Source organism: Pseudomonas lyxosi, assembly GCF_047758685.1.
Taxonomy (GTDB): domain Bacteria; phylum Pseudomonadota; class Gammaproteobacteria; order Pseudomonadales; family Pseudomonadaceae; genus Aquipseudomonas; species Aquipseudomonas lyxosi.
The window spans coordinates 1,723,828-1,736,635 of sequence record NZ_CP180481.1 but is presented as its reverse complement, the minus strand read 5'-3'; the positions used below and the strand labels follow the sequence as shown (position 1 = coordinate 1,736,635).

Annotated in this window: 11 protein-coding genes and 1 pseudogene; 7 read left to right on the top strand and 5 right to left on the bottom strand. The window is 59.7% G+C overall.

Annotated features, from left to right (window positions below; genetic code table 11):
- The first annotated feature begins 34 nt into the window (after positions 1 to 34).
- Positions 35 to 388: a DUF1493 family protein gene (locus ACMXYI_RS08165; RefSeq protein WP_415772704.1), complete on the top strand. Its 354-nt coding sequence runs from the start codon at positions 35 to 37 to the stop codon at positions 386 to 388.
- Positions 389 to 531: 143 nt separating this feature from the next.
- Here the strand turns inward: ACMXYI_RS08165 and ACMXYI_RS08160 are convergent, their stop codons facing one another.
- Both ACMXYI_RS08160 and hslO read right to left on the bottom strand, forming a co-directional pair.
- Positions 532 to 2,073, bottom strand: a complete 1,542-nt coding sequence (locus tag ACMXYI_RS08160; protein ID WP_415772702.1) for a phosphoenolpyruvate carboxykinase — start codon at positions 2,071 to 2,073, stop codon at positions 532 to 534.
- A 181-nt stretch (positions 2,074 to 2,254) separates the two neighbouring features.
- On the bottom strand, positions 2,255 to 3,157 hold the full coding sequence (hslO, locus tag ACMXYI_RS08155; RefSeq protein ID WP_283182507.1) for an Hsp33 family molecular chaperone HslO: 903 nt from the start codon (positions 3,155 to 3,157) through the stop codon (positions 2,255 to 2,257).
- A gap of 104 nt (positions 3,158 to 3,261) precedes the next feature.
- On the opposite strand from hslO, the pseudogene ACMXYI_RS08150 reads away from it, so the two are divergent.
- Positions 3,262 to 3,419 (top strand): annotated as a pseudogene (locus ACMXYI_RS08150) (phosphatase PAP2 family protein); the annotation flags it as partial.
- Positions 3,420 to 3,450: 31 nt separating this feature from the next.
- On the opposite strand, the gene ACMXYI_RS08145 reads toward ACMXYI_RS08150, so the two are convergent.
- Positions 3,451 to 3,858: an RNA-binding S4 domain-containing protein gene (locus tag ACMXYI_RS08145; protein ID WP_415772700.1), complete on the bottom strand. Its 408-nt coding sequence runs from the start codon at positions 3,856 to 3,858 to the stop codon at positions 3,451 to 3,453.
- 234 nt (positions 3,859 to 4,092) lie between these two features.
- Between ACMXYI_RS08145 and ACMXYI_RS08140 the strand changes: the two genes are divergently transcribed.
- On the top strand, positions 4,093 to 4,554 hold the full coding sequence (locus tag ACMXYI_RS08140; RefSeq protein ID WP_197281751.1) for an ATP-dependent zinc protease family protein: 462 nt from the start codon (positions 4,093 to 4,095) through the stop codon (positions 4,552 to 4,554).
- Positions 4,551 to 5,456: a 30S ribosomal protein S6--L-glutamate ligase gene (rimK, locus tag ACMXYI_RS08135; protein WP_095127616.1), complete on the top strand. Its 906-nt coding sequence runs from the start codon at positions 4,551 to 4,553 to the stop codon at positions 5,454 to 5,456. Before ACMXYI_RS08140 ends, rimK begins: the two co-directional genes overlap by 4 nt.
- A gap of 120 nt (positions 5,457 to 5,576) precedes the next feature.
- Here rimK and ACMXYI_RS08130 read toward each other — a convergent pair whose 3' ends face one another.
- Entirely contained in the window at positions 5,577 to 6,890 is a 1,314-nt protein-coding gene (locus ACMXYI_RS08130; protein ID WP_415772698.1) for an ATP-binding protein, read from the bottom strand.
- A gap of 115 nt (positions 6,891 to 7,005) precedes the next feature.
- Positions 7,006 to 7,746 (bottom strand): osmolarity response regulator transcription factor OmpR, encoded by a 741-nt coding sequence (gene ompR, locus ACMXYI_RS08125; protein WP_008149284.1) that lies wholly within the window; start codon positions 7,744 to 7,746, stop codon positions 7,006 to 7,008.
- A 361-nt stretch (positions 7,747 to 8,107) separates the two neighbouring features.
- Here ompR and ACMXYI_RS08120 point away from each other — a divergent pair, with 361 nt between their 5' ends.
- The 3 genes from ACMXYI_RS08120 to gshA all read left to right on the top strand — a co-directional run bounded on the left by ACMXYI_RS08120 (position 8,108) and on the right by gshA (position 12,682).
- A complete protein-coding gene (locus ACMXYI_RS08120) occupies positions 8,108 to 10,432 on the top strand; it encodes a Tex family protein (protein ID WP_415772696.1) in 2,325 nt (774 codons plus the stop codon).
- The gene (locus tag ACMXYI_RS08115) at positions 10,432 to 10,815 is read left to right on the top strand and encodes a PaaI family thioesterase (protein ID WP_008149280.1); all 384 of its coding nucleotides are present in this window, start codon (positions 10,432 to 10,434) and stop codon (positions 10,813 to 10,815) included. The genes ACMXYI_RS08120 and ACMXYI_RS08115 overlap by 1 nt, the downstream gene beginning before the upstream one ends.
- A gap of 283 nt (positions 10,816 to 11,098) precedes the next feature.
- Positions 11,099 to 12,682: a glutamate--cysteine ligase gene (gene gshA, locus ACMXYI_RS08110; protein ID WP_415772694.1), complete on the top strand. Its 1,584-nt coding sequence runs from the start codon at positions 11,099 to 11,101 to the stop codon at positions 12,680 to 12,682.
- The last annotated feature ends 126 nt before the right edge of the window (positions 12,683 to 12,808 follow it).

The window sequence follows — 12,808 nt, the reverse complement described above, 5'->3', positions numbered from 1 at the left end:
AAGATCCGTCCAAGCCCAACCGGACACCCCCGCAATGAACCTCGCTCCCAACTTCCCCGACGACCACACCATGCACCTGCTCATGCAGCTGTTGCACGAAGAACTCGGCCTGCCCGAACGTAAAACCATCAGCCTCACCACCTCGATCAACTTCGACCTTGGCTGCGACGGGGCCGATGCGCGTCACCTGATGGAGACGCTGGAAGAACAGTTCGCCATCGACTTCATCGATTACGACGCCTATCGCTACTTCCAACCGGAAGGGTTTGATGTGTTTCAGAAGCGCCGGGCGAAGGGGCGCGGTGACAAAGTCCCGCTGACTATCGGAATGATTTACCAAGCGATCAAGTTGCAACGGTGGGATACACAGGAATTGGAAGGCATCTAGCCGAATGCGTAAGTGCCATTATTCTGGTCGTTTAGCGCCTTTTCAGCTGGAATAATGGCAGTTACGGTTTCCCTGGCAGCCTGAATTGCGCCCACAAAAAAGCCGCCCCTAGAGGCGGCTTTCTCATTCAATCAAACCAACACTTACAACTTCGGCCCAGCAGCCTTGATCGCGTCGCTCACTTCAAACTTCTTGAAGTTCTCAACAAACAACCCAGCCAGCGCTTTAGCCGCTTCATCGTAAGCAGCCTTGTCAGCCCAGGTGTTACGTGGGTTCAACAGGCCAGTCTCAACGCCCGGTACGGCCAATGGCACGTCGAGGTTGATGGTGTCGAGGTGTTCGGTTTCAGCACCGATCAACGCACCGCTCTGGATCGCTGCGATCACGCCGCGAGTGGTCGGGATGTTGAAGCGTTTGCCGACGCCGTAGCCGCCGCCGGTCCAGCCGGTGTTGACCAGGTAGACCTTGGAGCCGAAGCCGCGGATGCGCTTGATCAGCAGTTCTGCGTATTCGCCGGCCGGACGCGGGAAGAACGGTGCGCCGAAGCAGGTGGAGAAGGTCGACTTGATGCCGCTGCCGGAACCCATTTCGGTCGAGCCCACCAGTGCGGTGTAGCCGGACAGGAAGTGGTAGGCCGCTTGTTCTTCGCTGAGGATCGACACTGGCGGCAGTACGCCGGTCAGGTCGCAGGTCAGGAAGATCACAGCGTTTGGCTCGCCACCGAGGTTTTTCTCGGAACGCTTGGCAACGTGCTCCAGCGGGTAGGCGGCGCGGCTGTTCTGGGTCAGGCTGACATCAGCGTAATCGGCGTGCTTGGCGTCATCGATAACGACGTTTTCCAGGACTGCGCCGTGCTTGATGGCTTTCCAGATGACCGGCTCGTTCTTCTCGGACAGGTCGATGCATTTGGCGTAGCAGCCGCCTTCGATGTTGAAGACAACGCCTTCACCCCAGCCGTGCTCGTCGTCACCGATCAGGTAACGGCTTTCATCGGCGGACAGGGTGGTCTTGCCGGTGCCGGACAGACCGAAGAACAGGGTCACGTCGCCCGCTTCGCCGATGTTGGCGGCGCAGTGCATTGGCAGCACGTCGGCAGCCGGCAGCAGGAAGTTCTGCACCGAGAACATGGCTTTCTTCATTTCACCGGCGTAACGCATGCCGGCGATCAGCACTTTCTTCTGAGCGAAGTTGAGGATCACGCAACCGTCGGAGTTGGTGCCGTCACGCTCTGGCACGCACTCGAAGTTGGCAACGTTGAGCACTTGCCACTCATCACGGCCAGCCGGGTTGTACTTTTGCGGGTTGATGAACAGGCAACGACCGAACAGATTCTGCCAGGCAGTCTGGGTGGTCATCTTCACGGCCAGGTAGTGGTCTTCAGACGCACCTACATGCACGTGGGAAACGAAATGCTCTTGCGCGTTGTTGAACGCCTCGACGCGAGCCCACAGGGCATCGAACTTGTCGGCCGGGAACTTGCGGTTGATCGGGCCCCAGGCGATGGAGGCCGAAGTGGATGGCTCGTCAACGATGAAACGATCGACTGGCGAGCGGCCAGTGCGGTGACCGGTGCGAACAACCAGCGCGCCAGTATCGGCAAGCTCGCCTTCACCGCGACTCAGGGCTTCTTTAACCAGATCATCAACACTCAGATCGGTGTACACGGCGTTATTGGCTTGCGTCATAAGGTTCCCCGTCGGCCATTGGCCGAGTGTGCTCCAAACGTTTTGTAGTAGAAAGTCGTGCACTACTACCGCGAAAAAAGTGGGCCGGATTATGCCAGAAAAGCCCAAAAATAGTAGGGCCCTCCCGTCGTAACGGCGTTATTCCGGCACAAACCAGTGAATTTACCTGCGCTGAACCGTTTTAGTGACGGGTATCTGACGGCGTATCAACACCCGCGCCGGCGAATAATTGAGCGATATCGGCGGCGTCGAACAGGTAGCGCTCGTTGCAGAACTGGCAATCAATCTCAATGTTGCCGCCATGTTCGATCACGAGCGACTGGGCATCTTCCAGACCCAAACTGACCAGCGCATTGGCAGAACGTTCGCGGGAGCAGCTGCAACGGAAGCGTAGTTTCTGCACATCGAACAGACGAACCTGCTCTTCGTGGTAGAGACGATGGAGGATGGTTTCGTTGTCCAGGCTCAGCAATTCATCGGCGGTCAGGGTGCTGCCCAGCGCGGTAATGTGCTGCCAGCTGGCGGCGCGTTCTTCTTCGTCTTTCAATCGATCAGCAGGCAGTTGCTGCAGCAACAGGCCACGGGCGCGACGACCATCGGCGTACAACCAGAAACGCGTACCGACTTGTTGGGACATCACGAAGTAATTAGTGAAGCACTCCGACAGGGTTTCGCCATCGAGGTCGACGATGCCCTGGTAACGCTGGCCCTGGGTCGGATCGACGGTCAGCGCCAATACGCCGTTGGGCATCAGGTCGGCGAGGGTCGCATCCGGCGCGATCTGCTCGGCCTCGTATCGGGCCAGGCCACGGATTTCGCGCTCGCTGGAGCATTCGATCATCAGCAGCGGGATCGGGCCTTCGGAACGGGCCTGGAGAATCAGCAAGCCATCGAACTTCAAGGTGCCGACCAACAACGATGCCGCCGCCATCAACTCGCCGAGCAGTTGTGCAACTGGCTCCGGATACGGGTGTTTGGCGAGGACTTCGGCGTAGCTACGCTCCAACCCGACCAGTTCGCCGCGGGTGTCACTGTCATCGAAGATGAAGCGTTGGGTGTAGTCGGTATCCGGTAAATCGGTCATAGGTCTGGGTATCTGAAGTAATGACAAAATGATTTCAAACAGTGAGAAATTGCGCCTCTGCGGCACCATTTTGGTGCGCGATGTTCAGCCATGAGAGGCATTTTATGAACAATCCGGGTTTGTTCCAAGCAAGGTGGAACGTACGCGGGTTGGCTTATGCAATTTTTTGCCTCTGACACTGCTGGCCTTCTGGTTATGGCCTACGGGTCAGAAGCTGTGTGTGATTTTCGACGAGTGGCTGTTTTACCCACTCAACGCGCCGCGCTGGCGACTAACAACACAGAAGAATCTGCCTACTCGTCGTTACTGCTTCCACGAAACTTGAACAAATCCCGTCGCTGCTTCTTGCTCGGCTTGCCATCGGTGCTCACGCCCAGCGAACCGGCCTTGCGCATGGCCGCAGCCGCCTCGCGCTTGGCGATGCTGGCGTCGGTTTCGGCGTAGAGCGCCTGAGCCTCTGGCGCGCCACGGCGTACGATCGACAGCGCCTGAACCACCACCGTGCGCTCCTCGAACCCTGCGCGAATCTGAAACTCGTCGCCGATCCTCGGTTCCTTGCCCGGTTTGCAGCGCTCGCCCCGGCAATGCACCTTGCCGCTTTCAATCGCCGCCTTGGCCAAGGCACGTGTTTTATAAAAACGCGCGGCCCACAACCACTTATCGAGACGGACTTTGTCGTCCTCTTCGCTTTTTTGTGCCATGGAATTTCCTCATTCTGAAATATTGCTGAACTGTACTACCGTTTCTGTCGTGCCATGAATTACGCCGTCTCGGATTACAATGCACACGTTCCAGCGCCTCCCTTGAGGGCTGGAAATCCGGGCCGTAGATATCTGTCGCCTTTTACCCATTATTCTGCGTGAATACCGCGAATTCGGCCGCGTGCGGCCTGAGCGGTTTCTACCGGTTGAGCACCTTTGAAGACATTTGACCATTTGACCGTTGTCGGTCTGCGCGAGTGGGTGGCGCTCCCGGATTTGGGAGTCGCGGGCCTGCGCGCAAAAATCGATACCGGTGCCAGCACCTCCAGCCTGCATGCCACCGACATCGAACCGTTCGAGCGCGACGGGGAGCAGTGGGTGCGCTTTACTGCTCACTTGGGCACGGTGGTGCAACTGCGTCACCGGCGCTGCGAAGCACTGCTGGTGACGATGAAAACCATTAAAAGCTCCAACGGCCACGCGCAGAAGCGTTACGTGGTCAGCACCACCCTGGCCCTCGGTGATCGGGTCTGGCGGGTCGAATTCACTCTCGCCTGCCGCAAGTCCATGCGTTATCGCCTGTTACTCGGTTCCAAAGCCTTGATCGACGGCCAGTTGGTGGTCAATCCGGGCATTAAGTACGTACAAGACAAGCCGGTGTTCCCGGTATCTACCTCCTCCACAGGTGTTGCATGAAGATCGCTGTGCTGTCGCGGAACCCGCGTCTGTATTCCACTCGTCGTCTGGTCGAAGCCGGTACCGAGCGTGGCCATGAAATGGTGGTGATCGATACCCTGCGCGCCTACATGAACATCGCCAGCCACAAGCCGCAGATCCACTACCGCGGCAAGCCGCTGGAGGGTTTCGATGCGGTGATCCCGCGGATCGGCGCCTCGGTGACGTTTTATGGCTGCGCGGTGTTGCGTCAGTTTGAAATGATGGGCGTTTTCCCACTCAACGAATCGGTGGCCATCGCCCGCTCGCGGGACAAATTGCGGTCCCTGCAATTGCTGTCGCGCCGGGGAATCGGTTTGCCAGTCACCGGTTTTGCGCACTCCCCGGATGACATTCCCGACTTGATCGAGATGGTCAACGGTGCGCCGCTGGTGATCAAGGTGCTGGAAGGCACTCAGGGCATCGGCGTCGTGCTGTGTGAAACGGCGACGGCGGCGGAGTCGGTGATCGAGGCGTTCATGGGCCTCAAGCAAAACATCATGGTTCAGGAATACATCAAGGAAGCCGGCGGGGCGGACATTCGCTGCTTCGTGGTGGGCGACAAGGTGATCGCGGCGATGAAACGCCAGGCGAAGCCGGGGGAGTTTCGCTCCAACCTGCATCGCGGCGGCAGTGCCAGCCTGATCAAGATCACACCGGAAGAACGCATGACGGCGTTGCGCGCGGCGAAGGTCATGGGGTTGTCGGTGGCGGGTGTGGATATCCTGCGCTCCAATCACGGGCCGCTGGTGATGGAAGTGAACTCGTCGCCGGGGTTGGAAGGGATTGAAACCACCACCAGCAAAAACGTGGCGGGGATCATCATTGAGCATCTGGAGAAGAATGGTGGGCCGAATATGACGCGCACCAAAGGCAAGGGTTAACACACTGATCGTTCCCACGCTCTGCGTGGGAATGCCTCAATGGACGCTCCGCGTTCGACTCTGAAGGGGACGCGGAGCGTCCCGGGCTGCATTCCCACGCAGAGCGTGGGAACGATCGGGTTAGACGGCATCCCGCGGCAGCATAAGCCCAAGCGGTAACCGCACTCGCGCTTCCAGCCCGCCACCAGAACGGTTACGCAGCTCAACATTCCCCCCATGCATCGAAGCGATCCGCTTCACGATCGCCAAGCCCAACCCGGTCCCCTTCCCGCCCCGAGCTCGATCACCCCGAGTAAACGGATTGAAGATCGCCTCCAGCTCCGACGGATCAATCCCCGCCCCACGGTCCATTACACTCAGCACCACATACGGCGCGCTGGTATCACCGGACACATAAGCCGCCACCTCAACCCCACTGCCGGCGTGATGCAAGGCGTTGCCAATCAGGTTGTTCAGCAGCCGCTTCATCGACACCCGACGCAACGGAAACGGCTGAATCGGCTCCAGGCGCAGACGCACTTTCTCTTCGTTCTGGTTGTACGGTGCGGCGACTTCGCGCACCAGATCGCTCAGGTCCACCTCTTCCACCGACTCGTCGCGACCATCGCGAATGAACGCCAGAAACTGGTCGAGAATCGCGTCCATGTCTTCGATGTCACGGATCATGTCGTCCGTCAGGTCGCTGTGGGCGCCCATGAGCTCCAGAGATAGCCGCAAACGGGTCAGCGGCGTGCGCAAGTCATGAGACACCCCGGCCAGCATCAACTCGCGCTCACGCCCCGCCTGTTCGACGTCCTCAGCCATCTGGTTGAAGGCACGGTAAACCTCGGTCATTTCACTCGGCGTGTCGCTGATCGGCAGACGCACACTGCGGCCCTGGCCGAGTTGCCTCGCGGCATAGACCAGACGTTTCAATGGTTGATTGAGCTGGCTGACAAAGATCCACGCCGAGGCGGTGGACAGCAGACCGATAGCGAGGAACCAGCCGAGCACGTTCCAGATTTTCTGGCCGCGCAACGGATGCGGGTAAAGCGGCACTTTCAGCCAGCCATCACCCAGGCTTGGCGCCCGAACCCACAGGGCTGGCGGCGAATGCATTCGCAATCGGACTTCGGTGTCGGCACCCAGCTCCGCCTGCATTTGCCGCTGATAGATCTCGCTGTAAGGCCAGTGTTGCTCACCTTCCGGCACGCCAGCGCCCACTACCCGGATCAGGGTCGCGGCATCGGCAATCTTTGTACGGTTTTCTTCATCGGCCGCCCAATAGGCGCGTAGCGTCAGGGCGACGCCGTGGCTGTATTGGCGGTCCACCAGCACGTCTTCGTTCATCAACAGATAAACCAGGGTCAGCGCCTTGGAGAACAGGACGACGATAAGCACCAGCCAAAGGGTGCGGGAGAAGAAACTCTGGGGGAACCAAACGGGGGTTTTCATGGATAACCGCTACACACTTGCAGGAGCGAGCGATGCTCGCATATTGCGGATCGCGAGTCTGCGAGCAAGATCAACTGACCCGTTGCCCGCAAGACCCGCTCCTACAAATCACCGATCACTTGGTGGCGGCGCCATCCGGAACGAACACATAACCCACGCCCCAGACTGTCTGGATGTAACGCGGTTTGGACGGATCGGGCTCGATCATCCGGCGCAGACGGGAAATCTGTACGTCGATGGAGCGCTCCAGGGCGTCCCACTCGCGGCCACGGGCCAGGTTCATCAGCTTGTCGCGGGTCAGTGGCTGACGGGCGTTCATGACCAACGCCTTGAGCACCGCAAACTCACCGGTGGTGAGCATGTGCACTTCGTCACCGCGCTTGAGCTCGCGGGTCGCCAGGGACAGTTCGTAGTCACCGAAGGTCACGCTTTCGTCTTCGCTGCCCGGAGCGCCCGGCACTGGAGCCGACTGACGACGCAGGACCGCTTTGACGCGAGCCATCAGCTCGTCCGGGTTGAACGGCTTGGCCAGATAATCGTCGGCGCCCAGTTCGAGGCCCTTGATGCGGCTCAGCTCATCGCCCTTGGCGGTCAGCATGATGATAGGGATCTGATTGTTCGCGGTGCGCAGGCGGCGGCAAGCGGTCAAGCCGTCTTCGCCGGGCAGCATCAGGTCGAGGACGACCAGGTTGAACACTTCACGCGCCAACAGGCGATCCATTTGTTCAGTGTTCGGGACGGCGCGGGCACGGTAGCCCTTGCTGACGAAAAAACGTTCCAGCAGGCTGCTCAGCCCTGGATCGTCGTCAACAATAAGAATTTTTTCGCCTTCAGCAATGTTTGCAGTGCTGCTCATTAGATGCTCCTTTGATCTCGGCGCGCATTATGGCGTAGCTGCCGTTATACGCACCGTGTGCATTGTTAGCAGATTTTTCCTTGATCGCCAGAAATCAGGCCTTTCTGCCTACAGCCTGTGATGCCCCCGAATGACAGAACGCTGGTTATAATGCGCGGCCTTTTGTGTCAGGCAACGTCTGATCATTACTGTAGGTGGCCGTTTTTTATTTTCATGGCGCTGGCAGTAATTGTTCGATTTCACGGGTCAACGGGATACCTGTTGATCCAGGTAGCGGCGCAGGCCAGGCCGCTCAACCAGACTCGCCGAGCCCTTATCTCTGCGCCTGCGAGCCTGCTTTCACAATTTGTCAGGTGGTTTTATGGACAGCATCAACAGCCGCATCGCCGAGGAACTCGGTGTACGCCCACAACAGGTCGAAGCGGCCGTCGCGCTACTCGATGAAGGCTCCACGGTGCCCTTCATCGCCCGTTACCGGAAAGAAGTGACCGGCAGCCTCGATGACATCCAGTTGCGTCATCTGGAAGAGCGTCTGCGCTACCTGCGAGAACTCGACGAACGGCGTATCAGCATCCTTGCCAGCATCCAGGAACAAGGCAAGCTGACCCCGCAACTTGAACGCGACATCAAACTCGCCGACACCAAAACCCGCCTCGAAGACTTGTACCTGCCGTACAAGCAGAAGCGCCGCACCAAGGGCCAGATCGCCCTGGAAGCCGGCCTCGGCGAGCTGGCCGACGGCCTGTTCAACGACCCGACCCTGACGCCAGACGCTGAAGCCGCGCGCTTCGTCGATGCCGAAAAAGGCGTCGCCGATGTGAAGGCTGCCCTCGAAGGCGCCAAATACATCCTGATGGAACGCTTCGCCGAAGACGCCGGCTTGCTGGACAAGCTGCGCAGCTACCTCAAGCAGGAAGCCACTCTGAGCGCCCGCGTCATCGCTGGCAAGGAAGAGGAAGGCTCCAAATTCCGCGACTACTTCGAACACGATGAACCGCTGAAAAGCATGCCGTCGCACCGCGCGCTGGCGATTTTCCGTGGCCGCAACGAAGGCATTCTGAGTTCGGCGCTGAAAGTCGGCGATGAACTGCCGGGCACCATGCACCCGTGCGAAGGCATGATTGGCCAGCAATTCGGCATCCAGAACCAGAACCGCGCCGCCGACAAATGGCTGGGCGAAGTGGTGCGCTGGACCTGGAAGGTCAAGCTCTACACCCACCTCGAAACCGACCTGCTGGGCGAACTGCGCGATGGCGCAGAAACCGAAGCGATCAACGTGTTCGCCCATAACCTGCATGACTTGCTGCTGTCGGCGCCGGCTGGCCCGCGTGCCACATTGGGCCTCGACCCGGGTCTGCGCACCGGTTGCAAAGTCGCCGTGGTCGATTCCACCGGCAAACTGCTGGATCACGCCACGGTTTACCCGCACGTGCCGCACAACAAATGGGACCAGACCATCGCGATTCTGGCTGCCCTGTGCGCCAAGCATGCAGTGGACCTGATCGCCATCGGCAACGGCACCGCCAGCCGTGAAACCGACAAGCTGGCCGCTGAACTGATCAAAAAATACCCAGCCATGAAGATGACCAAAGTCATGGTCTCCGAGGCAGGCGCATCGGTTTATTCGGCGTCGGAACTGGCTTCCAAGGAATTCCCGGACCTCGACGTGTCGATCCGTGGCGCGGTGTCGATTGCCCGTCGCCTGCAAGATCCACTGGCTGAGCTGGTGAAGATCGATCCGAAATCCATCGGCGTCGGCCAGTACCAGCACGACGTGTCGCAGTTGAAACTGGCGCGTGGCCTGGACGCTGTGGTCGAAGACTGCGTGAACGCCGTGGGCGTCGACGTGAACACCGCCTCCGTGGCGCTGCTGGCCCGCATCTCCGGCCTCAACGCGACCCTGGCGCAGAACATCGTCAGCCACCGCGACGAGCACGGCGCGTTCAAAACCCGTGCGGCGTTGAAGAAAGTCGCTCGTCTGGGCGAGAAAACCTTCGAACAGGCCGCTGGCTTCCTGCGCGTCATGAACGGTGACAACCCGCTGGATTCGTCCGCGGTTCACCCGGAAGCCTATCCGCTGGTCCAGCGCATTGCCGCTGAGACCGACCGCGACATCCGCTCGCTGATCGGCGACGCCAGCTTCCTCAAGCGTCTTGATCCGAAAAAGTACACCGACGAAACCTTCGGTCTGCCAACGGTCACCGACATTCTGCAAGAACTGGAAAAACCTGGCCGCGATCCACGTCCCGAGTTCAAGACCGCCGAGTTCCAGGAAGGCGTCGAAGACCTCAAGGACCTGCAACTGGGCATGATCCTCGAAGGCGTGGTGACCAACGTGACCAACTTCGGCGCGTTCGTCGACATCGGCGTGCATCAGGACGGTTTGGTGCACATCTCTGCGCTTTCGGAGAAGTTCATCAAGGATCCGCGTGAAGCGGTGAAGGCCGGTGACGTGGTGAAAGTGAAGGTCATGGAAGTCGACATCCCGCGCAAACGCGTGGGTCTGTCGATGCGCATGAGCGACACCCCGGGCGAGAAAATCGATGGTGCCCGTGGTGCACGTCCGGGGTCGGCGCCACGCCAGTCCCAGAACACCGCACCACGTAAAGAAACCACGGCGGCGGCTCCGGCCAACAACGCCATGGCTTCGCTGTTCGCCAACGCCAAGCAGTTGAAGAAACGCTGATGGACATCCCGGCCGGGCTGACCGAAAGCGCTTTTTTCAAGTTGCTGGGGTGTCGCTTGCACAGTCTGGAGACCGGGGTGGCGCAAGTCGCCCTCGGGCTTGCACCAGAGCTGCGCAATCGCGGCGGCAAGCTGCACGGCGGGGCCTTGTTCAGTCTGGTGGACATTGCCATGGGGCTGGCCTGTTCCAGCACCCATGGTTTTGACCAGCAGAGCGCGACCATCGAGTGCAAGATCAACTACATTCGCGCCGTCGCAGACGGTGAAGTGATGTGCACGGCGCGGGTGATCCACCCGGGCCGGCGCACGCTGGTGGTCGAAGCCGACGTGATGCAAGGCGACAAACTCGTCGCAAAAGCACAAGGCACCTTCGCTGTCCTATAGATGAATGCCATCAATTTGAGTTAATTTCGGCGCAATGCAACTTGTGGGAGCAGCCGGTCGACGCTCGATTGCTCGCGATGGCGGTGTGCCAGGCGACATAAATGGTGACTGACACTCCCTCATCGCGGGCAAGCCCGCTCCCACAGGGATTGTGGCGACTTGGCTGACTGACATTGGCCTGTGCTGCTCAAAAACCAGGCGAAAACGCCAGTTTCAACTTCACCCTTGTAGACCGTCTTGCCCACCCCCATATTGGGGCGACTGACGCGTGAAGGAATCCAACTTGAGCGAACTTCTCAACCGCCGCCTGGCTCTGCTCGGCGAGCGCGCTAACCTCTCTCTGCTCGAACAGTGCCTTCACGGCATCGAACGTGAATGCCTGCGCGTGACCGGCGAAGGTCGCCTGGCGCAAACGCCGCACCCGGAAGAATTGGGTTCCGCGCTGACCAACGAACAAATCACCACCGACTATTCCGAGTCGCTGCTGGAGTTCATCACGCCCGCCCTGCCCGACCCGGCGGACACCCTGGCGAGCCTGGACAAGATCCACCGTTTTGCCTACAGCAAGCTTGGCAACGAGTACCTGTGGAGTCCATCGATGCCGTGCCCGTTGCCGGCCGAGGAAGACATCCCGATCGCCTATTACGGCACCTCCAACATCGGTCAGCTCAAATACGTCTACCGCAAGGGCCTGGCCCTGCGCTACGGCAAGACCATGCAGTGCATCGCCGGGATTCACTACAACTTTTCCCTGCCGGAAAAGCTCTGGCCGCTGCTTAAAGAGGCTGAAGGCTTTGTCGGCACCGACCGCGACTATCAGTCGTCGGCCTATATCGCGCTGATCCGTAACTTCCGTCGCTACAGCTGGCTACTGATGTACCTGTTCGGTGCTTCGCCTGCGCTGGACGCCGGTTTCCTGCGTGGCCGCTCGCACCAGTTGGAACAACTGGACCCGGACACCTTGTACCTGCCGTATGCCACCAGCCTGCGCATGAGTGACCTGGGTTACCAGAGCAACGCCCAGGCCGGTCTGACGCCTTGCTACAACGATCTGGCCAGCTACACCGACAGCCTGCGCAAAGCGGTCGCCACGCCGTATGCGCCGTACGTCGAAATCGGCACCCATCAGGATGGTGAGTGGGTTCAGCTCAACACCAACATCCTGCAGATCGAAAACGAGTACTACTCCAACATCCGCCCGAAACGCGTGACCTACACCGGCGAACGGCCGATCCAGGCGCTGGTGGCCCGTGGCATTCAGTACGTAGAAGTGCGTTGCCTGGACATCAACCCGTTCCTGCCAATGGGCATCGATCTGCCGGAGTCGCGGTTCCTCGACGCATTCCTGTTGTACTGCGCGCTGAACGACAGCCCGCTGCTGACCAATACCTCGTGCGGCAACGCCACCTCGAACTTCCTCAGCGTGGTCAAGGAAGGTCGCCGTCCGGGCCTGCAACTGCAACGCGACGGTCATCCGGTGGACCTGAAAGAGTGGGCCGGCGAGTTGCTGGAGAAGATTGCACCACTGGCGGCGATGCTGGATCAGAGTCATGGCGGCGATGCACATAGCAAGGCACTGGATGCGCAGCTGGCCAAGGTCAAGGATCCGTCCCTGACACCATCGGCCCAAGTGCTGGCGGCGATGGCTGAGCACAAAGAGAGCTTTGCTCAGTTCTCCCTGCGTCAGAGCCAGGCACATGCGGAGTTTTTCCGCAGCGAGCCGCTTTCAAGTGAAGACCAGACGAAATTTGAAGACCGGGCGCGTTCGTCGCTGGCCGAGCAAATTGAGCTGGAGCAGAACGAAGTCGGCGATTTCGATGTGTTTGTCGGGTCGTATCAGGCGAGCATTCTGGCCATTAGCAACTAATCTCCTTGGCACTGATCGTTCCCACGCTCTGCGTGGGAACGCCTCAAGGGACGCTCCGCGTCCAGGTGACGCGGAGCGTCACCGGCTGCATTCCCACGCGGGAGCGTGGGAATGATCAGGGTACCT